General features: G+C 42.2%; 21 protein-coding genes and 1 pseudogene. 16 read left to right on the top strand and 6 right to left on the bottom strand.

The genetic code is table 11. The features are described from left to right. Positions 1-98 precede the first annotated feature (98 nt). Positions 99-1,040 carry a hypothetical protein gene (locus tag NSU13_RS18165; RefSeq protein WP_251232371.1) on the top strand — a complete coding sequence of 314 codons (942 nt, stop codon included), beginning with the start codon at positions 99-101 and terminating at the stop codon, positions 1,038-1,040. A gap of 31 nt (positions 1,041-1,071) precedes the next feature. Here NSU13_RS18165 and NSU13_RS18160 read toward each other — a convergent pair whose 3' ends face one another. Next, the gene (locus NSU13_RS18160) at positions 1,072-2,409 is read right to left on the bottom strand and encodes an amino acid permease (RefSeq protein WP_061110291.1); all 1,338 of its coding nucleotides are present in this window, start codon (positions 2,407-2,409) and stop codon (positions 1,072-1,074) included. Positions 2,410-2,723: 314 nt separating this feature from the next. Here NSU13_RS18160 and NSU13_RS18155 point away from each other — a divergent pair, with 314 nt between their 5' ends. Further along, entirely contained in the window at positions 2,724-4,238 is a 1,515-nt protein-coding gene (locus NSU13_RS18155; protein ID WP_342489701.1) for a PAS domain-containing protein, read from the top strand. Between the two features lie 39 nt (positions 4,239-4,277). On the opposite strand, the gene NSU13_RS18150 is transcribed toward NSU13_RS18155, so the two are convergent. Both NSU13_RS18150 and NSU13_RS18145 read right to left on the bottom strand, forming a co-directional pair. After that, complete coding sequence (locus NSU13_RS18150; RefSeq protein ID WP_211043732.1) at positions 4,278-5,261, bottom strand: Gfo/Idh/MocA family oxidoreductase; 984 nt, start codon at positions 5,259-5,261, stop codon at positions 4,278-4,280. A 129-nt stretch (positions 5,262-5,390) separates the two neighbouring features. After that, on the bottom strand, positions 5,391-5,750 hold the full coding sequence (locus NSU13_RS18145; RefSeq protein WP_024423948.1) for a MerR family transcriptional regulator: 360 nt from the start codon (positions 5,748-5,750) through the stop codon (positions 5,391-5,393). A gap of 301 nt (positions 5,751-6,051) precedes the next feature. Between NSU13_RS18145 and yidA the strand changes: the two genes are divergently transcribed. Next, positions 6,052-6,864 (top strand): sugar-phosphatase, encoded by an 813-nt coding sequence (gene yidA / locus NSU13_RS18140; protein ID WP_041118302.1) that lies wholly within the window; start codon positions 6,052-6,054, stop codon positions 6,862-6,864. 35 nt (positions 6,865-6,899) lie between these two features. Here yidA and NSU13_RS18135 read toward each other — a convergent pair whose 3' ends face one another. After that, complete coding sequence (locus tag NSU13_RS18135; protein WP_342489700.1) at positions 6,900-7,907, bottom strand: helix-turn-helix transcriptional regulator; 1,008 nt, start codon at positions 7,905-7,907, stop codon at positions 6,900-6,902. 129 nt (positions 7,908-8,036) lie between these two features. Here NSU13_RS18135 and NSU13_RS18130 point away from each other — a divergent pair, with 129 nt between their 5' ends. Continuing rightward, on the top strand, positions 8,037-8,744 hold the full coding sequence (locus tag NSU13_RS18130; RefSeq protein ID WP_342489699.1) for a class I SAM-dependent methyltransferase: 708 nt from the start codon (positions 8,037-8,039) through the stop codon (positions 8,742-8,744). Then, positions 8,741-9,838 carry a saccharopine dehydrogenase NADP-binding domain-containing protein gene (locus tag NSU13_RS18125; RefSeq protein WP_335370669.1) on the top strand — a complete coding sequence of 366 codons (1,098 nt, stop codon included), beginning with the start codon at positions 8,741-8,743 and terminating at the stop codon, positions 9,836-9,838. Before NSU13_RS18130 ends, NSU13_RS18125 begins: the two co-directional genes overlap by 4 nt. Positions 9,839-9,865: 27 nt before the next feature. On the opposite strand, the gene NSU13_RS18120 is transcribed toward NSU13_RS18125, so the two are convergent. Continuing rightward, on the bottom strand, positions 9,866-11,689 hold the full coding sequence (locus NSU13_RS18120) for an acyltransferase family protein (protein ID WP_065215056.1): 1,824 nt from the start codon (positions 11,687-11,689) through the stop codon (positions 9,866-9,868). 226 nt (positions 11,690-11,915) lie between these two features. Between NSU13_RS18120 and NSU13_RS18115 the strand changes: the two genes are divergently transcribed. The 11 genes and pseudogenes from NSU13_RS18115 to NSU13_RS18065 all read left to right on the top strand — a co-directional run bounded on the left by NSU13_RS18115 (position 11,916) and on the right by NSU13_RS18065 (position 22,243). Then, positions 11,916-12,791, top strand: coding sequence for an aldose 1-epimerase family protein (locus NSU13_RS18115; protein WP_342489698.1), 876 nt, complete (start codon positions 11,916-11,918; stop codon positions 12,789-12,791). Positions 12,792-12,851: 60 nt separating this feature from the next. Then, the gene (locus NSU13_RS18110; protein ID WP_070326200.1) at positions 12,852-13,796 is read left to right on the top strand and encodes a sugar-binding transcriptional regulator; all 945 of its coding nucleotides are present in this window, start codon (positions 12,852-12,854) and stop codon (positions 13,794-13,796) included. A gap of 84 nt (positions 13,797-13,880) precedes the next feature. After that, on the top strand, positions 13,881-14,552 hold the full coding sequence (gene deoC / locus NSU13_RS18105) for a deoxyribose-phosphate aldolase (RefSeq protein WP_024423938.1): 672 nt from the start codon (positions 13,881-13,883) through the stop codon (positions 14,550-14,552). 166 nt (positions 14,553-14,718) lie between these two features. Continuing rightward, complete coding sequence (locus NSU13_RS18100) at positions 14,719-15,900, top strand: NupC/NupG family nucleoside CNT transporter (protein ID WP_144496461.1); 1,182 nt, start codon at positions 14,719-14,721, stop codon at positions 15,898-15,900. 25 nt (positions 15,901-15,925) lie between these two features. Next, positions 15,926-17,227, top strand: coding sequence for a pyrimidine-nucleoside phosphorylase (locus tag NSU13_RS18095; protein WP_041087525.1), 1,302 nt, complete (start codon positions 15,926-15,928; stop codon positions 17,225-17,227). 151 nt (positions 17,228-17,378) lie between these two features. Then, positions 17,379-17,863: pseudogene (locus NSU13_RS18090) on the top strand (MarR family transcriptional regulator). Between the two features lie 13 nt (positions 17,864-17,876). Next, on the top strand, positions 17,877-18,515 hold the full coding sequence (locus NSU13_RS18085) for a nitroreductase family protein (RefSeq protein ID WP_041118286.1): 639 nt from the start codon (positions 17,877-17,879) through the stop codon (positions 18,513-18,515). Between the two features lie 25 nt (positions 18,516-18,540). After that, on the top strand, positions 18,541-18,834 hold the full coding sequence (locus NSU13_RS18080; RefSeq protein ID WP_024423933.1) for a putative quinol monooxygenase: 294 nt from the start codon (positions 18,541-18,543) through the stop codon (positions 18,832-18,834). A gap of 189 nt (positions 18,835-19,023) precedes the next feature. Continuing rightward, complete coding sequence (locus NSU13_RS18075; RefSeq protein ID WP_081125126.1) at positions 19,024-21,405, top strand: immune inhibitor A domain-containing protein; 2,382 nt, start codon at positions 19,024-19,026, stop codon at positions 21,403-21,405. Between the two features lie 206 nt (positions 21,406-21,611). Further along, positions 21,612-21,866: an ORF6C domain-containing protein gene (locus tag NSU13_RS18070; protein WP_012011773.1), complete on the top strand. Its 255-nt coding sequence runs from the start codon at positions 21,612-21,614 to the stop codon at positions 21,864-21,866. A 5-nt stretch (positions 21,867-21,871) separates the two neighbouring features. Further along, on the top strand, positions 21,872-22,243 hold the full coding sequence (locus tag NSU13_RS18065) for a DUF1304 domain-containing protein (protein ID WP_034281380.1): 372 nt from the start codon (positions 21,872-21,874) through the stop codon (positions 22,241-22,243). A 34-nt stretch (positions 22,244-22,277) separates the two neighbouring features. On the opposite strand, the gene NSU13_RS18060 is transcribed toward NSU13_RS18065, so the two are convergent. Next, positions 22,278-22,442 carry a hypothetical protein gene (locus NSU13_RS18060; protein ID WP_003214630.1) on the bottom strand — a complete coding sequence of 55 codons (165 nt, stop codon included), beginning with the start codon at positions 22,440-22,442 and terminating at the stop codon, positions 22,278-22,280. Positions 22,443-22,535: the final 93 nt, after the last annotated feature.

Below are 22,535 nucleotides of genomic sequence, written 5' to 3'. Positions count from 1 at the left end.
CGGAGAAACTTGCACAAGCGTCGACTGGGTTTGATGCTGAAGAATTCCAGCGGCTTGTGTTTCAAAAGGATAGGCAGCAGCTTGAGTTAAAAGGAAGAATGAAAAGAGTCACTGAATCAATGCATGCCTGTCTGCCTAAGGATTATGAGCAGGCGATTGAGGTGCTACGTCAGACAGCCCCGCATTTTTCAGGACTTAGTGCGCTTGTATTTCCAGACTACGTCGAAACATATGGCCTAGCACATTGGGATATCTCGATCAAGGCGCTCGAATTCTTTACGCCTTTTTCCACTTCTGAATTTGCCGTTCGGCCTTTTCTGATTCAGGATCAAGACAAAATGCTGGCGCAAATGCTTGTATGGTCACAGAATCAAAATGAGCATATTCGGCGGCTGGCTAGTGAAGGATGCAGACCACGTTTGCCATGGGGATTAACTGTTCCTGCGCTTAAAAAGAATCCTTCGGTTACGCTGCCTATTTTAGAAAACTTGAAGTCGGACCCAGCGCGCTATGTGCAAAAAAGTGTAGCGAACCACCTAAATGATATTTCTGCAATTCAGCCTGATTTGATGAAGAAGACGGCTAAAAGCTGGTATGGAACGAATGAACATACGAACTGGATCATCAAACATGCATCCCGTACTTTACTAAAAAAAGGCGATCCAGATATCATGGCTTTGTTTGGTTATGGGGATGATCCATCTGTTCAAGTAACAGATTTGAAGGTAGTGCAAGACCCTATTCGTATTGGAGAGAAAATGACCTTTCAATTTACACTTCAGGCCGCTAAGCCACTAAAGCTGCGTGTAGAGTATGCCATAGACTACGTCAAAGCTCGGGGTACCCGCAATCAAAAGGTATTTAAAATCACAGAGTTTGAAACAAGTTCAGCGTTACATAGAGAATTTATCCGGTCACAGTCCTTTCAAAATATGACGACGAGAAAACACTATGAGGGAACCCATACTTTAACGATTATCATCAACGGCATTCCAAAAGCGTCGGTTGATTTTGAGGTAACAGAAGATAGCAGCTCATAAAAAAACCCGCCAATTCGGCGGGTTTTGGCGTTTAAGCCTTCTTTTTCATTAAGAATGAAGCGATGATGGCAGCGGCTAAGAAACCAATGCTGATAATGGAGCTAGGCAGGTTTTCTTGTCTGAATAGGAACAAAACAAAGCTCAAACTGAGTACAAGACCTGCAAATAAAGTTAAATATGGAAACAGCCACACCTTGAAATACGGCTCCTGTGGATATTTTGGACGCAGTTTCAGATGTGCCAGACAAATGCTGATCCAAATGAGTGAAACAGCAAAACCAGGAATAGCCAGCATATAGCTGAAAATTTGGTCCGGATATAAGTAAGCAAAAAATGTTCCGATAAGAAGAAATAGAACGGTAACCCATAAACTTAAAATGGGTACGCCTCTTTTGTTGACCCGTGCCAGTTTTTTCGGACCGCCGTCTGATTTAGCCAGAGAATGAATCATTCTCGTCGTTCCATAAATTCCGGAATTAGCCGCAGATAGAACGGCTGTAATCAAGACGAAATTAATGAAGTGAGAGGCGCCTTGCATACCAGCAGCAGAAAAGACTTGGACAAAAGGACTGTTATTTGGGTCAATTTGATTCCAAGGAATAAGGCCGCAGATGATCAAAATCGGCAATGTGTAAAATAAGATAATCCGCCACATCATACTTTTGACTACTCCAGGCAGGACCTTCTCCGCATCCTTTGTTTCAGTAATGGTCAGCCCGATCAATTCAGAGCCTCCATAAGAGAAAATAACCACTAAAAGTGATGCAAAGATCGCACCCCATCCGTTCGGGACGAAGTTTTGATAGTTGGTAAAGGCTGGTGTGCTTTGTTCGTTTGGAATGATCCCAAATAATAATGCTGCACCAAGGATAATAAAGACAATAATAACGAAAATCTTCATGCCAGCGAACCAAAACTCAATTTCACCAAAGTATTTTACATTATTTAAGTTAATTCCGATGACTAAGAGTGAACAAAGTAAACATAGTGACCATAGCGGCACGTTCGGCAGCCAGTATTGAAGCAGACTGCCAGCTGCAATAATCTCAATGACACATACAGTGAGCCACATAAAACAGTAAACCCAGCCGACGACAAATGAAAAACGTTGACCAAGCGCAATTTGTATAAGGTCGCGAAGATTATTTCCCGGATACACAATGGCCATTTCGGCTAATGCTGCCATCACAATGAGGAGCAGCAATCCAGCAAATACATAGGAAAAAATGACCCCAGGGCCTGCTAAACCAATTGTATCGGCACTTCCTTTAAAGATTCCTGTACCAATGACCCCGCCCATCGCAATCATGCGAATGTGACGCGGTGATAAAAGCTTTTTTAATTCTTGTTGCTCCTGATTCGCGCTCATGACGTTCTCCTTTTTTAAAAATGCTTATGTTCCATTTTCTTTTTTCAAGACGTCAGTGTCAATATAAAAAAAGAGATTTTTCAGACAAAAATAGTGGTTGATTCTATCAAAACATATACTTATATCCATAATTCCCTTATTTCATCCATATTCTAAAAATGAAACTTCAAATAAATGAACATTTGCCTTATTTATGACATAAACAATTTTCAGTTTTTGTCGATATATCTTTTGTATTACTAAAGTCCTAATAAAGAATTGTTTATAACTATAAAATATTTCAAAAATGTAAGAGTTGAAAGGAGTTATGAAAGATGTTTATGAAAAAAGCAAATGATTCATCGGCTGGAATCCTTCTGAGTGAAAGCAGCCAATTAATAGAACGAATCGAAAAGGGAAACCTTTCAGCAAGATTAGACACTGCTGCATTCTCTTCAAGCCAAACGATAGAAGCGGTAGCGCAAATTAATGAAGCTTTGCAAAAAATGCAGGAAGCACATGAAAATATTCAAATGCGGGTGGAATTAGTGACAAAAGCCATTCAAGTTGGCTTATGGGATATGGTCGTCATCGCTGGAGACCCGGTCAATCCAAAAAATGAATTCACATGGACGGATGAATTCCGCAGAATGCTCGGCTTTCAAAATGAGCACGATTTTCCAAATCTATTAGACAGCTGGGCATCTCGAATACATCCGGATGAACAAGAATATACATTAGATGCATTTTCTTCGCATTTATTGGATCATTCAGGGCGTACGCCATATGATATCGAATATCGCTTAAAGTTAAAAAACGGAGATTATCGCTGGTTCAAAGCAACTGGAACGACCGTTCGTGATCGAAATGGTGTCCCTCTTCGTGTGGCGGGAGCTCTTTTTGATATCCATGATCAGAAATTGAAAGAAGAAGAGCTGCAAGCATTCGTCACAAGATATGACTTAATCAACCGTGCGCTTGTCGAAGCTCCTTGGGACATGGTGGTAGAGGCCGGTGATCCAGTCAATCCAAATAACGAATTCTGGTGGTCTCCGCAGTTCAGAAAAACGCTTGGCTTTACAGACGAAAAAGATTTCCCGAACGTGTTAAGCAGCTGGAGCGACCGTCTGCATCCTGAAGATCAAGAAATGGCTCTTCAAGCCTTTGCAGCTCATTTAAATGACCACTCTGGACGCACACCGTTTGATGTTGATTACAGATTGCAGCGCAAAAATGGGGAGTACCGCTGGTATCATGCGGGTGGTGAAACCATTCGTGATGAAAAAGGTGTTCCTCTTCGTGTGGCAGGAACCATTCGTGACATCACGTTAGAAAAAAACAAAGAGAAAACAGCGAATGAAATGGCTTCACAAGTAGAACAGCTTTCAAGTTCTATTAGCGAGATGGTATCGGGCATTAGCTCTGTGACAAATCAAGCACAGGAGCTTGCTGTTGCTCAAGAGCAGTCAACGTCTGCCGCAAATCTAGCAAAAAATAGTGCAGATGAAACGAAAAACATTTCTGACTTAATCAAAGAAGTGGCGAACCAAACCAACTTACTTGGTCTAAATGCTGCAATTGAAGCAGCTAGAGCTGGTGAACAGGGCCGCGGATTCTCTGTTGTTGCAGATGAAGTACGGAAGCTGGCGCTGCATAGTGCCAATGCAACGGAAAATATCGAATCTAGTTTAACGGAAATGAAAACACAAATTGATGAAATTCTTGAAAATATCTCGAATATGACAGCTCTTACGCAAACACAGGCTGCTTTAACAGAGCAAGTGAATGCTGCAGTCGATGAAGTGAATCACATGTCTCAGCGTCTTGTGGCGTATTCAAAGAGTATTTAATGAAAAAAACCGCCCTCTCATAGAAGGCGGTTTTTTTCATTAAATTTGATCTGCTGGGAAAACAATACCTGCATCTTTTCTTGCGGCATCAAGAACTTTCATCACGGAGAGACTTTCATCAAGCCATGCATAGCACTGTTCATGATTTTTTGTTTCAATGATCTGCTGGAAAGCTTCTGCTTCATAAAACAGCCGATTTGGATTCGTCTGTGCATTGAGTGAGATGACCCTGTCATCAACATGCAGCAGCACTTCCTCGCACCCATTCGCCCCATTTTTCACATGAATGAAGCCTTTTTCTCCTTGAATCAATGCAAAGTTCATGCTGCTTGTATCCTTACTGCCGACACTTGTCGCAATAAAATCATTGTAAGTGAACGTCAAAACACCAGATGTGTCAATACCGTTTGGATGGCGGTTTGCCTGATATCGGACTTGCTCTGGTGATCCAAAGAGGTTCATGATGAAATGGACATTATAGATGTTAATATCCATCAGCGCTCCTCCAGAGAACTCAGGGTTAAAGACATTTGGCGTTTCGCCGGCTAGCAGCTGATTATATTTGCTTGAATATTGACTATAGTTGCATTGAACCAGTTTGATTTTACCTAATTGATGAAGGTGCTTTTTGATCAAATGATAGTTTGGCATATGAACGGTCGTAATGGCTTCAAATAGGAGAAGCTGCTTTTCCTTTGCGAGAGCGATTAAGGCTTCCAGCTCTTTCACATTAGAGGTGAAAGGCTTTTCGCATATCACATGTTTTCCGTGTTTCAATGCTTTCGTTGCATGCTCGCTATGTAAACGATTCGGTGATGCGATGTAAACGGCTTCTACGTGGGGATCTTCTAGCATAGCAGTTAGATCCGTATAAGTTGTCTGCACCCCAAATTTGTCTGCGAGCTTCTTTGCCGTTGCTTCCTTTCTTGAATAGACAGCGTGACAAGAAGCACCGTCGAGCTGTTCAACCGCTTGCAGGAAGCCTTCCACAATGATACCTGTTCCGATGGCTGCGATGTTCATTCTCAAAACCCCTTCCACTCGTTTAAGCTGACTCTAGTATAACCGATGTTTTCATTGAACGTGTACTGAGATACCTGAGCGAAGGTGTGCCAGTGATCAACACCGGCACACCTTTGGCAGCCCTTACAATCAGCTGATATTTGCTAATGTTTGCTTTGTTAACAATTGAATAGCTGCCTTCCTTTTTTTTAACTCTTGAATAGAGTGCTGGATATCTTCGACTTTTTGCTCGAGCAGCTGTTCAGCTTCTGTTTTTGACTTTTTTTCGAAAAGTGATTTGATAATTTCACGAATTTCTTTAAGCGAGAAATCTAGCTTTCTCGCTTCCGTGATAAATGACAGCATGAGTACATATTTTTTATCATATAGACGATAGCCGTTATGTGCTCTCTTTGGCTCTGGGAGCACTCCCTCATTTTCGTAAAAACGAATGGTTTCAATATGTACACCAGACATTTTTGACAATTTACCTCTCGTAAACGTAATCATTCCCTGCACCTCCTTTCTTTGCTATCCATCATACAATTAGATTTACTCGTTTCAAAACATTCTATGGTGGTGGACAATTGTTCTGTTTTACTAGTTTCAAATGGGGGATCAGCACGATGAATAGAATGCGTTATAATAGAGTAGACTCATGTGATATTTGTTACAGATATGAACAAGTAGACAGCGTGAAGAAAAAAAGATAGGCTAAAATAGGTAAATAGTAATGAAATAACCTGTCATCATCGTAATGGTGGCTCAAAATAGTGACAGCACGTTTTTGCTGAGAAAAGGGGACCAGTGAATGTATAAATTAGTCGCAATTGATATGGATGGTACGTTATTAAATGATCAACATATGGTGCCGGATGAAGTGTTTGAAGCCATTCAACAGGCTAAGGCAGAAGGAATTAAAATAGTCTTATGTACAGGCCGGCCGATTGGCGGGGTAAATCGCTATTTAGCTGATCTTCAGCTTAATCAAGAGGGAGATTATGTGATCGCGTATAATGGAGCACTTGTTCAAAACAGCCATACAAATGAAGTGGTGTCAGAGCTGACATTATCCTATGATGACTTAGCTTCTTTATATGAATTGAGCCGTCAGCTGGATACACCGATGCATTATTTCGATTCAGCCAATTTATACACACCGAATCGCGATATTAGTGAATACACAGTTCTTGAATCCTATTTAACAAAACTGCCGCTTAAGTATTTACCTGTCGAAGAGGCAGATTCATCTATGAGGCTTCCGAAGATGATGTATATTGATCAGCCAGAACGTTTGGAAAAAACGATACAAGCCATCCCATCTGAAGTAAAGGAAAAGTATATGATGGTGAAAAGTACAGATTTCTTCCTTGAAATCCTGCATCCTGATGTGAGTAAGGGAAATGCCGTGAAGCTTCTAGCGAAGGAGCTGGGAATTCCTCGTGAAGAAGTCATGGCTATTGGTGATAACGGGAACGACGTCTCAATGCTAGAGTTTGCGGGCTGCGGCGTCGCTATGGGAAATGCCATTGATGATGTCAAAGCCGTAGCAGATGTTGTAACAAAATCTAATAATGAAGCCGGAGTAGCACATGTTCTGCATGAGCTGGTTTTAGGAAAATAAGAAAAGAGCGGTCTGCCAGTGCGGTAGCCGCTTTTTTATATATTGGAGAAAAAGTAAACAAGCATACGTCTGCTGCTTAAATTCGTCTTTTGCAGCATCGCTTTCACATGATCATGAACGGTATGGGGTGAAATATATAACGTACTCGCAATTTCCTTTGTCGACTGGCCCTTTAATAAGCAGTCGAGGACGTTCATCTCTCTTTCTGTCAGCCTGTACGTTTTCGCTGCATAAGGAAGAATATCATTTGTTTGGGCTCGTTTGATGTGAATCATGACAGCCTTCTCCTGCCTGTCAGCCTGCGCCAATCGAAAGGCTTGAAGGGAAAGAAAGACCCCCGTAGGCATTCTTGTGATGCTTGCTGCTGTTTGATCGGTGCTGCCGTATAAAAGTTTAGCGCCTAATGCTCTGAACGGGCGGGGCATGACGGCTTGGTCATGGATTTGCTCAAAGGTTTGAAATGTATGAAGCCAATGGAGCCCTGTCTCATTTCCATAAAGAAGCTTGTAATGAGTTGATAGAATGAGAAATCCTTGCTGCTCCGCCGCATCATCATCTTCAGTGTCCCTTTTTTTGAAAATCTCATCTCTCAGCTTGGCTGCAAGTGACGGTGTTAGATCGATGACTGCTTGTATATCTCGCTTCTGAAAAGGTTCCTTGCCCTGTTGACGATAAAGGCTGGCGATACCCCAGCATTCTCCTTGGATCACAAGGGCTGCCCGCAATTCATCAGACCAACCGTTAGGTATCAAAATATGCAGATAGCGCTCGCTGCTCAGATATTCTCCGCTTTGGACGAGACTCGCAGCATGAATAGGGCCTTTGGCTAGAAACTCATGCTGATGCACGTCCTTTTTTAAAAATTCATTTTGAAAGAGCTGGTCATGAATTTCTTCAATCGGTTCATCAGTGTAGGAACCTGTCGAGAGGAGAGTGGCTGGATCGATGGTTGTGATACAGGCGGCATCAAAATCAATGACAGCAGCAAGTTCGTCCCGAATGTACTGCCTTAGCTGCTGAAAATGAGTGGCTGGATTGACCACATGATCTCCTCCTCAAAAACCCCCACTTTTAGGGATCGTTTTTTCTGGTGCCTCTTTTTACAATAAAGGTGTCATATCGTTAGTGTACAGGAAACGATGGAAAGCGGAAAGGAACTGGAGGAGAATCATATGAAAGGAAACCAGCATTGGCACGACCCTGTTGCTGAATCATACGCAGCAACGATTTCACATAAAGTACCCGGCTATCACCTTTTGCATGAGTTAACAGTAGATGTATTAGAAACTGAAATAAAGGGAGCGGCCTCTCGTATTCTAACTGTCGGAGCGGGTGGGGGCGAAGAGATCATCAACATGCTTCAGAGAAAAGAAGACTGGCTCATCACAGGAGTCGATCCCTCTGCATCTATGCTGGATATGGCGAAACAGCGGGTTTCAAAGCTCCATATGGAGACGCGTGTCACATGGTATGAGACCGCATTAAACAAGGTGTCTGCTGAAGCTGTTTACGATGCCGCAGTGAGCCTGCTCGTGATTCATTTTGTAGAAAATCGGCTGCCATTTTTACAGGAGATTGCACAAAGGCTTCAACCAGGGGCCCCGTTTGTACTAGCATTTATACAAGGAGAGATGAATTCCAGCGCATTTCAGCAAGAGCTTCATATGCTGTCTCTTTTCATGAAGCGGCAAGGTCTAGGAAAAGAAGTGTTTTCGTCCTTTCATGACAGACTGGGACGTGCAACATATCCTGTGCCTGAGGAGGAAATGAGGGGACATTTAATTGAGGCGGGGTTTCGAGACATCAGACCTTATTTTCAGGCAGGAATGATCAAAGGGCTTGTTTGCAAGCGAGGTCGTAGAGAGGCGGATGAGAGATGAGATCACAGGTAATGGTAATTGGCGGCTATGGACATGTCGGACAGCAAATATGTCTTCAGTTAAGTGAAGTGTATAAAGGGCAAATTGTTGCGGCGGGGAGAAGCTATGAGAAGGCTGAACAATTTTCACAGCAGACCAAAGGCAGAGTCCGTCCTTACAAACTAGATGTTAGAAAGCCATTAGATTCTGACTGGATGAATGAAACAAAGCTGGTGATCATGTGTCTCGATCAAGAAGACACGTCATTTGCTGAAACCGTTCTGCGGGCAGGTATTGATTATATCGATATTTCTGCAAAGGGGGCGTATATGGAGCAAATGGCACAGCTGGATCAGCAGCAAATCAGTGCAACGGCTTTGCTCAGTGTAGGCCTCGCGCCCGGTCTTACAAATTTATTAGCTGCGAAAGCGGCTTCTATGCTTTCATCAGTGGATCAAATAGATATTGGGATTATGCTTGGATTGGGGGATCAGCATGGAAAAGCCGCGATTGAATGGACGATTGATCATGTCCATACTGAATATGAACTCACTGAACATGATCAGCAGAAAAGAGTGAAAAGCTTTACTGGAGGCAGACCGGTCAACTTTGGTGGACAGCTTGGAAAGCGGTATGCCTATCGATTCCCCTTCTCTGATCAACAGACATTGCCTTCCACAATTCATGTGCCATCTGTGACGACAAGGCTTTGTTTTGATTCACGTCTAGCGACGGGTGCATTGGCCTTCACAAGGAGCCTTGGACTGACGTCGTTCCTTACATTACCGAAAATGAAGGATCGAGCCATTTCAATGATTCAATCTTCTCAAGTGGGAACAGATCAATATGCGGTCAAAGTGGAAGCGGCAGGGACGGATGGGAAAAAGGTTCATCATGCAGCGCTTGGAATAAAAGGACACGACGAGTCTCAAGCAACAGCTCAAGTCGCCTGTGCTACGGCCCTGCATTTATTGAACAGGCGGTTTCAGCCAGGGATTTTTCATATTGAAGAATTATTTTCACTAGCATATGAGAACGGGCATTTTGTTTTGGTGGATCAAAAAACAAGGGAAGAGCAGACATTAGCGATAAGGGCCAGCCTTTTGACGGCATAAAAGAAGACTAGCATTCTGCTAGTCTTTTTATGATGACGTTGACACATCCCCTTTTTTCTTAATGCTTGCTGTGATGAGCTGTGTCAGTGTGTCAGAACCTTTTTTTGAAAGATGGACACCATCGGACTGAAAATAGGATGGCTGTCCAGTAGCGGCTGAATGCCAATCGACCAAGGTGACATTTTGATCTTGATCAGCCACTCGCTGAATGACCGCATTCACATCATTTTCCCATGACCTTGGAACCCTCGTATTCACTAGGAAAATATGTGCCTTAGAAAAGTTTTGAATGAATGCTTTCAGCGTGTCCTCTGTAAAATAACCATTTGTGCCGAGTTCAATGATAACAGCGGCATCAGATTGATTAAATGATTTGTATTGAGGGGCAATGCTGACGGCTTCGTTCATTTGTCTGCCAACTTTCCCATCGATGGTGATTTGTTTATATGCTTTTTCTAGATTCGGCGCAATGTCTAACATGACAGAATCACCAATGGCAAGAACTTGGTGAAATTGTTTTTGATCAGCTGCTTTTTTCTCGTGCTTTTCTTTCTTTTTCTTCGCTTTTGATTCCGGTGGTTCGGCTGTTTTTTTCGGTGCTGTCTTAATTTGCGTCACTTCCTTCACATGTGGGGAGGAAGTGGACGAGTTAGACATGCCAATGATAAATAAGATCAAAAGAGCTGCGGTGATCCCAAGGAACACCTTATTAGATGTAGACCACTGTTTGATTCCTTTTTTCCAAATAGACCAAGAGGAAAAATATTGTCTGAAGCCATGCTGGCGGATCGGCTGTTCGATGAAGCGATAGGAAGCCTCAGCAACTAGTAAAATGGCGATGAGCTGCAATGTGACACGCGCTATGGAAGGCTGTCCAATTTCAATGACCGGTGTGGTCAGTACGATAATGGGATAATGCCACAGATAAATACCATAAGACCGCTTACCAAGCCAGACGAGCGGCTGAAAGGACAGCCATTTCCCTATAAGACTTGCAGGGTGGCAGACGCACCCAATTAAGATGGCCGCATTCAGACAGAATAAAAGCATGCCGCCCTGATAGAGAAAGGCATCGAAATCGTCCACTGCATAAACACAAAAAAGGAAAATCGCAAACGAACCGAAACCGGCAATATGTAAAATACGTCTGCCAACAGGAAGTAATCTTTTGCTGGATAGTCTTTGCATAGGCCACACAAATGCCAGGCTGCATCCAATCAGGAGCGCAAATGCACGAGTATCTGTTCCATAATAAACCCTGCTTGGATCGGTATCTGGTGAATAAAGAATCGCCATCCATAAGGCAGAGACAAGTGCAAGTCCAAAGGTGATCATAGGAAGATGGGATCTGTTTTTTACCCATTTCAGCCCTGCAATCAACAGTACCGGCCAAATGATATAAAATTGCTCTTCTATTGCCAGAGACCACAAATTTTTCAGTGGAGATAGGGCATTGAAGCTATCAAAATATGAAAGCTGGTGAAAAATGTACCACCAGTTACTGACATAAAAAAAGGACGATATGGCATCGCCACGAATGGACAATAATGCATTTGATCCAGCAATCGCGCACCAGCTGACGGTTATAAAAATCATGATGTAAGCGGCTGGAAGAAGCCTCCTGATCCGTCCCATCCAAAATGGCAAAAGCTCTTGATAGCCTAAATCCTGCTTATGTAACAAGATCGTTGTAATCAAGTAACCAGAAATGACAAAAAATAAATCAACGCCAAGAAACCCGCCGCTTGCGGGTCCGATATGTAAGTGATAAGCAATGACTGCCAATACAGCAACGGCTCTTAGTCCATCTAATCCTAAAATATAACGAAAACGATTTTCCTTGCTGTTCATGAAAATGAATCCCCCATCAATGTCAAACGCTTCTTTTTGTTGTTCATTCAAAAGAGCAACGATTCTTTTATTTTATATAAGATTAGACGAATCAGCATTACATTTTGTTGGCGAATTTCTGTCTTTTTTAAAATTTTTTTAATTGATGGGTTAAGAGATGTCGAATTTAATACTCAAAACCAAAATCCCTGTCATAATAAATGAAGAAGGAAAGGGGATGTGTTGAATGAGAACGATCGAAAATGATCAGTTATTGGTTCAGATTCATGAAAAGGGAGCGGAGGTCAGGGAGGTGCTTGACAAGGAAAGCGGGCGTCACCATATGTGGTCTGGTGATCCAGCTTATTGGGGCAGGGTGTCGCCTGTCTTGTTTCCGATTGTTGGGCGATTAATGAATGATCAATACAAGATGGACGATCAAACCTTTGAGCTCACGCAGCATGGATTTTTGCGTGATGTCAATTTTGATTTATATGAAGAAACGAAGCATTCGGTGACCTTTCAATATGAATCAAGAGGAAGGCACGTGAAGCAATACCCGTATGAATTTACAGCGCGAATTCGTTATGAACTATCGGAAAATGGACTGACGATTTCCTGGGAAATTGATCATGACGGAGAGGATACGATGTATTTCTCTATTGGAGGGCACCCAGCATTTCGCATTCCTCTTGTTGAAGGCGAGCAAACAGCAGATTATTCACTCACATTGACACCTTCCACTGATCATCTCCCTGTGCAATATGAACTGCGGAATTCACTTGTCAGGGAGAAAGAAAAAGGCATTCAGCTTGAGCCGATCCAGCTTCGGCCAGAGCTTTTTAAGCATGATGCGATGATCTTTAGCCATATCAATCGAGTGTCATTGACTTCAGGTGCAGGTCACGGAGTTGAGGTCGATCTCACAGGCTTTCCTTTCGTTGGCATTTGGTCGCCTTATGATCAAGAAAAAGGAACGATGGCTCCTTTTGTTTGTATTGAGCCGTGGTATGGCATCGCCGATATGGAAGGGACGAATGGACAGTATAAAGAGAAGTTTGGGATTCAAACATTAGAAAAGAATGAGACCTTTCATGCCGCTTATACAATTTTCTTCAAATGAACATTTGTGCATGCTGAGGTGAACGATTTGTTATGATAGAAGAAAAAAGGGGGCGTATGAATGGATCGAGAGAAACAACAGCTGAGTATTGAAGCGGCAAGGCTTTACTATTTGTCTGATTACAGCCAGCAGGAAATTGCCAAACAGCTCGACCTGTCGAGACCGACTGTATCTCGTCTGCTTCAATATGCGAAAGAGAAGGGGTACGTCCAGATTACGGTGATGGATCCGTTTGAGGATTTAAATGAGCTTTCTTCATTGCTCAAGGAAAAATATGACCTGCTCGAAGCTCATGTGGTGTTTTCGCCAAAGGACGACTATCCAACCATCACCGATTATTTGAGCCGATTTGGTGCAGATTACTTGCAAGAGACGGTGAAAGACGGCGATATCGTTGGCGTGAGCTGGGGAACGACTATGTATCAAATTGCACAAAAGATGCAACCTAAACAGGTAAAAGGTGTAGAGGTTGTCCAGCTCAAGGGCGGAATCAGCCACTCTCATGTGAATACATATTCTGCGGAAACCATCCAGCTGTTTGCTGAGGCCTTTCAAACAGCACCGCGCTATTTGCCGCTTCCTGTAGTATTTGATAGTGCTGCCGTCAAAGAGATGGTTGAGCAGGACAGACATATTCAGCGAATTATTGAAATGGGCAAGCAGGCGAATATCGCTGTGTTTACTGTTGGAACGGTAAGAGATGAAGCACTTTTGTTTAGACTAGGTTATTTCCGTGAAGAAGAAAAAGCGCTCCTCAAGCAATCCAGTGTCGGAGATATTTGCTCGCGCTTTTATGATCAAGATGGACGCATTTGCAGTGAAGCCATTAACAATCGCACAATTGGCGTGGAGTTAGATGATTTAAGGACAAAAGAACGATCCATTCTTGTCGCTGGCGGTCATCGAAAAGTGGCTTCTATACACGGCGCACTAAGAGGAAAATATGCGAATGTATTGATCATCGATCAGCACACAGCGAGGTCTCTTTTAAATGTCACAAAATAGATGAACAAAATTTCATAACCATGTTTACAATTGTTCACTCGTCATATATGATGAAAGTATCATAATTAAAAGGAAGTGTGAAGCATGACGATAGCAAAGCTCATTGATCATACAGCACTAAAACCAGATACAACTAGAGCTGCAATTATGCAGTTACTTGAAGAAGCAAAGACTCATCAGTTTGCATCTGTTTGCGTAAACCCAACTTGGGTATCTCTAGCGTCGAAAGAACTAGCAGGAACAGGTGTAGATGTATGTACAGTCATCGGTTTCCCGTTAGGCGCAAACACAACAGCGGTAAAAGCATTCGAAACAAAGGATGCCATTGAAAACGGTGCCACAGAAGTGGACATGGTCATCAATGTTGCGGCATTGAAAGACGGCGAATATGATGTGGTTGAACAAGATATTCGTGCAGTTGTAGACGCAGCAAAAGGCAAAGCATTAGTGAAAGTCATTATTGAAACATGTTTACTTACTGATGAAGAGAAAGTCAAAGCTTGTGAGCTTTCAGTGAAAGCGGGCGCTGATTTTGTGAAAACATCAACTGGATTTAGTACAGGCGGTGCGACTGCTGAGGACATCGCATTAATGCGTAAAACAGTAGGACCTGACATCGGTGTGAAAGCATCAGGCGGCGTGAGAACAAAAGAAGACGTTGAGGCAATGACAGCAGCAGGTGCTACCCGTATTGGCGCTAGTGCAGGCGTTTCCATTATCAAAGGGGATCAATCAGCTCCTTCGAAAGACTATTAATTCATACGATCCTATGGTAGGATAACATTCATGACTCATAAATGATGAAAAAGTCATATGCGGAAGGATCTCACTTCTGGGAATTTCTTCCGCGTTTTGTTTACAAAATAGGGTTTGTTCTATACAAGCGCATTAATGTAAACGAATTCATTCAAGGAGGAAAAACATGAAATACGTGATTGGTATCATCGGTTTGCTAGTGATTCTCGCCATTGCATGGCTGGCTAGTAATGGGAAAAAACGAGTGAAATTCCGTCCAGTAATTGTCATGATTGTACTGCAATTTATTTTAGGTTATATTCTGCTCAATACAGGTGTTGGAAACTTCCTAGTCGGAGGTTTTGCAAAAGGATTCCAAATGCTTCTAGGCTATGCCGGTGAAGGAATCAACTTCGTATTTGGCGGGTTAATGAATGATAATGCGTCCACTTTCTTCATCAATGTTTTACTGCCGATCGTCTTTATCTCGGCGTTAATCGGTATCCTGCAGCATTGGCGTATTCTTCCGCTTATCGTACGCGGAATCGGATATTTGCTTAGTAAAGTAAACGGTATGGGGAAACTAGAATCTTACAACGCAGTAGCGTCTGCGATTTTAGGTCAATCAGAAGTCTTTATTTCTATTAAGAAACAGCTTGGATTATTACCTCAGCAACGTCTTTATACATTGTGTGCATCTGCAATGTCGACGGTATCGATGTCGATTGTTGGTGCGTACATGCAAATGATTAAGCCAGAGTACGTGGTTACAGCACTTGTGCTGAACCTATTTGGTGGATTTATTATCGCATCGATCATCAATCCATATGAAGTATCTAAGGACGAAGACATGCTTGAAGTCGTTGAGGAAGAAAGACAATCCTTCTTCGAAATGCTTGGCGAATACATTATGGATGGTTTCAAAGTAGCGATTGTTGTTGCTGCAATGTTGATTGGATTCGTTGCATTAATTGCGATGATTAACGGTATCTTTACAGCTGCCATCGGTGTTTCTTTCCAAGATGTACTTGGATATGTCTTTGCTCCATTTGCGTTCATTGTTGGTGTTCCTTGGAGCGAAGCGGTACAAGCAGGAAGCATTATGGCGACCAAAATGGTATCTAACGAATTTGTGGCAATGCAAATTCTATCCGGTGATGCTTTCCATTTCACTGCTCGTACAGAAGCGATCATTTCTGTATTCCTTGTATCATTTGCGAACTTCTCTTCTATCGGTATCATTGCTGGAGCAGTCAAAGGCTTAAACGAAAAGCAAGGGAACGTCGTCGCACGATTTGGATTAAAGCTGTTATTCGGTGCAACTCTTGTCAGCTTCTTAACAGCAGGTGTAGTCGGTTTAATTTTCTAATTTAAAAAAAGGAATGGTGAAAACAATGAGAATGGTAGATATCATTGCGAAAAAACGTGACGGAAAAGAATTATCTTCAGAGGAAATTTCTTTCTTTGTCAAAGGTTATACGGATGGAACAATTCCTGACTACCAAGCAAGTGCCTTGGCTATGGCAATTTTCTTCCAAGATATGACGGATCAAGAACGTGCAGACTTAACACTCGCTATGGCGAACTCAGGAGATACAATTGACCTGTCTGCCATTGACGGTATTAAAGTAGACAAGCACTCAACAGGCGGAGTAGGCGATACAACAACGCTTGTACTCGCCCCTCTTGTTGCAGCACTAGATGTACCTGTTGCGAAAATGTCTGGGCGCGGCCTTGGGCATACAGGCGGTACAGTGGACAAGCTTGAAGCGGTGAAAGGCTTCCACGTAGAAATTACAAAAGACGAATTCATCGAGCTCGTGAACCGTCATAAAGTAGCGGTCATTGGGCAATCAGGCAACCTGACACCAGCTGATAAAAAGCTGTATGCTCTTCGTGATGTGACAGGAACTGTTAACTCAATTCCGCTTATTGCAAGCTCCATTATGAGTAAGAAAATCGCTGCTGGTGCAGATGCGATTGTACTTGATGTGAAAACAGGCGCAGGTGCTTTCATGAAAACACCAGAAGACTCAGAAAAGCTTGCAAAAGCCATGGTTCGCATCGGTAACAACGTAGGCAGACAAACAATGGCGGTCATCTCTGATATGTCTCAGCCGCTAGGATTAGCGATTGGGAATTCCCTTGAAGTGAAAGAAGCGATTGACACACTCCGAGGCGAAGGTCCTGAAGACTTAAACGAGCTTGTGCTCACATTAGGAAGTCAAATGGTCGTTCTTGCGAAAAAAGCAGACACACTTGATGAAGCAAGAGAAAAGCTGATTGAAGTGATGAAAAACGGAAAAGCACTTGAGAAATTCAAAGAATTCTTAGAAAACCAAGGTGGAGACAGCTCAATTGTGGATCAGCCTGAAAAACTGCCGCAAGCACCTTACAAAATTGAAGTACCTGCCAAAGAATCAGGTGTCGTAGCTGAAATCGTCGCGGATGAAATTGGTGTTGCAGCGATGATCCTTGGAGCAGGACGCGCAACAAAAGAGGACGATATCGACCTATCTGTCGGCATCATGCTGAACAAAAAAGTGGGAGATCGTGTTGAAAAAGGAGATTCACTTGTGACTCTGCATGCGAATCGTGAAGATGTTGCAAATGTCATGGAGAAAATTTATGACAACATCCGCATTGCTGATCATGCCGATGCACCAACATTGATCCACACGGTCATTACTGAATAAAGAAAAAGGACAAAAGCGATTCGTCGCTTTTGTCTTTTTTTATGGTCATTTTAGGCTCGTCTTTTTCTATTGAAATAAAAAAATTCACTTTATGAAACAAACCTCTTGCAATCATCAAACAATGGGTGTATATTAATTGACGAGTCAATGATTGATATATCAAGTAATTGATTTCTGAATAGAAAAGAGGGGATGGCATTGACTGCATTTTGCTCTGAAGAGGCAGAGGTATTATATCGTTTGCAGTGCGTGAACCGTATGATGGGCGTGAAGTTCGAAGCATGTACGGGCATCAGCCAATCAAGACTTGAGTTGCTATCGCTGTTATTCCAAGCCGATGAAATCAGCCAATCAGATTTGCAGAAAAAAGTAAATATTGATAGTGCAGCTGTGACGCGTCATTTAAAACAGCTGGAAACAAAAGGAATGGTCACACGCAGAAGAAAACCAGAAGATAATCGAGTCACACTTGTCCGCTTAACAGAAGAAGGCAGAACGAGAATCGAAGCTTCTAAAATAGAAAAAGAACGATTTATCTCAGAAATGCTTGAAAACGTAAGTGAAGAAGAACGAAGGCTTCTCACTGATGTGCTCATCCGTATACAACAAAACATCGAAAAGATTCAAACAACCTAAAGGAGTGTTACACATGGCTACAACATTAAAAACAAACGATTTTATGGAAATTATGAAAGGGCGCCGCTCTATTCGTAACTATGATCCATCTGTGAAAATCAGCAAAGAAGAAATGACAGAGATTTTAGAAGAAGCAACAACTGCACCATCATCAGTAAATGCACAACCTTGGCGCTTCATGGTGATTGACAGCCCAGAAGGAAAAGAAAAGCTTGCACCACTTGCAAAATTCAACCAAACTCAAGTGTCAACATCAGCAGCTGTCATTGCAGTTTTTGCAGATATGAAAAACAATGAATACTTAGAAGAAATTTATTCAAAAGCAGTAGAAAATGGCTACATGCCGCAAGAAGTGAAAGAAAGACAAATTGCTGCATTAACTGCACATTTTGAAGCTCTTCCAGAACAAGTGAATCGTGAAACAATCTTAATTGACGGTGGACTTGTGTCTATGCAGCTTATGCTTGCTGCACGTGCACACGGTTATGATACAAATCCAATTGGCGGATATGATAAAGAAGTCATCGCTGAAACATTTGGATGGGATAAAGAACGTTATGTACCAGTCATGCTTCTGTCCATTGGGAAAGCGGCTGACGAAGGTTATGCATCTTACCGTTTACCGATCGACCGTATCACAGAGTGGAAATAATTTTTAAAAAAAGGGAGACGATCACATGATCATTATTCATGCAGGGATGACCATTCATCCAGAAAAAGAAAACGTATTTTTAGAAGAAATCAACGAATTAATGAAAGCTTCACAGGCTGAAGAAGGCAATGTTTCCTACAAGCTGTTCAAGGATACAGAAAAGGAAAATACATTTTTAATGGTAGAAGTGTGGAAAGATGACGCTGCGGTTCAGAGCCATAATGCAAGTGCTCATTTCCAGGCTTTCGTAGCGAAGGCAAAAGAATTCTTAGCCGCTCCACTTGACGTGGTTGCCTTTCAAGGCCAGCAGCTTTCATAGAAAAACAACAAACACCCTAGGCGGTTATCGCCTAGGGTTCTTTTATTTTCGACATATGGTTCCACCCATTTCATTCACGTATTGTGCATTTTCCACAAAATTTCTGAAAATAAAATGTTTTTCGACTTAACTATATTGGAATATGCTAGAATTAGATATTATTTATTACCAAAATAGGGAGGAACCAATATGAAAAAAGGGAAATGGACGAAAATTGCACTAACCGCTGTCCTAAGTTTAGGCACATTGACAGCTTTCAGCACCCCTCTATCTGCCCACACCACAGAAAAATCAACATCCTCAGATGGCGGTCATTATTCAGGTATTCCATTTGACTCAAGTGTCGTGAATGAAGACCGTCTTATCAAAGCCTTGAAAAAACAAGGAAAGATCAAAAAGAATGCCAATGAGGCAGAAACCCAAAAAGCATTAAAGAACTATCTAAAGAAAAAAGAAGAATCGGCAATGAAACAAAGTGCCAGCACCTTAACAGAAGAGCCTGAATTCCTGAAAGAATACAAACAAGAGGTACATAACAAACTTGCCAAAAAGAAAAAATTAAAGAAGCATAAAGGAAAAGAAGGCAATCAAGTAAAACCGGTCAAAAAGGAAAAGTATAAAGGTGACGTCCGCAATGATAAAGTATTGGTTTTATTAGTAGATTTTAAAGATTATAAGCATAATAGTATCAAAAAAGAAGAGACTGATATGTACTATGACAAGTACGATCAACAGCACTATCAAGATATGCTTTTCGGAAAAAATGGCTACATCGGTCCAGATGGGAAACGGAAAGTATCCATGAAGCAATATTATGAAAAGCAGTCTGGCGGCAGTTACACAGTTAGTGGAACAGTTGCAGGATGGTATACAGCGAAGCATGAAGCAGCTTATTACGGCGGGAACGTACCTGACGATTCAGGCAGTGACGGCAGGCCGCGCGAATTGGTGAAAGAAGCACTCGAAGCTGCAGCAAAAGATCCGAATATTGATCTCAGCGAGTATGATCAATGGGATCGCTATGATATTGATGGCGACGGGGTTTATAACGAGCCAGACGGCATCATTGACCATCTGATGGTCGTTCACGCCGGCGTAGGTGAAGAAGCAGGCGGCGGTCAACTTGGCGCTGATGCGATTTGGTCACACCGCTGGTCACTTGGTGATGTATTTGAAATTCCGGATACTGAATCTGAAGTTGGTCAAGGCGGGAAATTAGGCGCGTTGGATTACACCATCGAGCCTGAAGATGGCGCAGCAGGTGTGTTCACACATGAATTCGGACATGATCTTGGTCTTCCTGACGAGTACGATACACAGTACACAGGCAGAGGAGAGCCCGTTTCTTACTGGTCGATCATGTCAAGCGGAAGCTGGGCAGGTAAAGTTCCTGGTACGGAACCAACAGGCTTTAGCCCATATGCGAAAGAAATGCTTCAAAATCTGCATGGGGGCAACTGGCTTTCTGGACAAACCATCGATGGTAAAACATTAAAGAAAAGCAAAACAGTATTAATTGATGAAGCAGCAACAAAAGGAACGAACCATGATGCCGTTCGAGTCGATTTACCAGATAAAGAGATTGTCGTCACGACACCTGCTCAAGGGAAATATTCGTACTTCAGCGGAACGGGTGACAATTTGAATGCAACCATGACGACAACAGGTATTGATTTGTCAAAAGGAAGCAAAGCAGAGCTGACATTTAAAGCATGGTACGATATTGAAGAAGATTATGATTATGCGTATGTCGAAGTGCGTGAAACAGGGACTGATCAATGGAAGACCATCGCGGGTAACATCACGAATGATCGAAATGAAGCAGGTGCAAACGAAGGCAATGGCATCGACGGAAAATCAGACGGCTGGGTAGATGCAGCCTTTGACCTGTCTGCTTATGCAGGGAAGAAAATCGACCTGCAATTCCGTTACACAACTGATGCAGGCTATTCACTTCCAGGCTTATTCGTAGATGACCTGAACATCACGGCAGATGGAGCGAAAGTATGGTCAGATGATGCCGAGGGCACGTCTACTTTTACCTTTAATGGATTCTCAAAATCTAATGGAAAACAATATGCAGCACAATACTATTTACTAGAGTGGCGCTCTTATGCTGATGTCGATAAAGGCTTAAAGCATATTAAACGCGGGGCAAGTCTGATGAGCTACAATAACGGGTTGGTCGTTTGGTATGTCGATCAATCATACAGTGATAACTGGGTAGGAAAACATCCGGGGAACGGCTTCCTTGGCGTAGTAGATGCAGATCAGCAAGTATTAAAATGGAGTGACGGTTCCATTGCCGCCACAGGGTTCCAAGTACATGATGCAGCATTCTCTTTGAATCCAAGTACGAAGCTGAATATAGATTATACAGCAACAACGGGCTTAACTTTGCAAGATCGCTACATTCGACCGGCTCGTACATTTAGTGATAAAAAGAACTATGTGAATCCAAACAACCCAGATGCAGGACGCGATGTACCGACATATGGGTTATCCTTTAAAGTCGTTGGACAAAGTAAGGATCGTTCTGTTGGAAAGGTATTAATTTCGAAAAGTAACTAAATAGAAAGCCGGATTCTACCATTGAATCCGGCTTTTTGATATGTGAGAAAAGGATTGTGAGGGCACGATTGTTTTTTAAATCGAATGTCTGTTCTTTTTTATTTTGATATCCGAATGAAACCATTATATAATAGACACTGGAAGGTTTTTCTTTCAACCAAGATTCTTTTTAGCTGTTAAAACAAAGGAAAGGATGAGCGTTACCAATGAGTTGTGTCACTGCCAAGCAATTAAAGGTGATTCGAGGGACGATGCAGACTTTTTGCAGCCATTTGGAGTATGATGGCCACGGTAAGCTTCATATCAATACCATCATGGCTTTTATTAAAAAGGAATTCGGCGTGAGAAAAATGAAAGACATTCCACAAAGTCGCTTTACAGAAGCGCTAGAATTAATACAAGACTTTGATTTATACACGGACAAAATAGAGATTCGTGACCGTCTATCAGAAAGGAATTAACTAAATTGAATATTTTAGCAATGATTTTAGTAGGAATTGTCGCATTAGAACACATTGTCATCATGTTATTAGAAATGTTTTTTATGGAATCAAAGATGGCGAAGCGGTCTTTTAAGCTGCCAGAACACTTGCAAAAAGATCCAAATGTCAAAGTAATGTTTGCCAATCAGGGGCTTTATAACGGGTTTTTAGCTGCAGGACTCATTTGGGGGCTCATTCTTGGATCGAATACCGTTGGATATATGATTCAGCTGTTTTTCATTCTTTGTGTGATCATCGCAGCAGTATTTGGCGGTGTAACATCCAATAAATCAATTATCATCAAACAAGGAGTACCAGCACTGCTTGCACTCATTGCACTGATGCTGGCGATCTAATCTTAAATAAAGCCGCCCCTGGTGAGGGCGGCTTTTATCTTTTTCGAAGACCCATTAAACGAATAATGGATGTCAGACAAAGGGCAACGGCAACGGCCAAAATGATTTTTCCGTACATGACCCCCGTTAGGTTCATCAAAAAGACGGCCAATATAATACAGAGCGTGATGATGATCATCACAATCGAATAGGTTTTCATCTCTTTTCCACTCCTTTAAAAATCCCCTCATGTGACGAGAGATCTGTCAATCTTTCCTCATATTATATCACTCAATGACAATTTTACATGAAA

It is taken from the genome of Bacillus sp. FSL M8-0049 (assembly GCF_038593355.1).
Taxonomy (GTDB): domain Bacteria; phylum Bacillota; class Bacilli; order Bacillales; family Bacillaceae; genus Bacillus; species Bacillus safensis.
The sequence above is the reverse complement of the archived record's forward strand: the minus strand, read 5'-3'. Positions and strand labels throughout refer to the sequence as shown.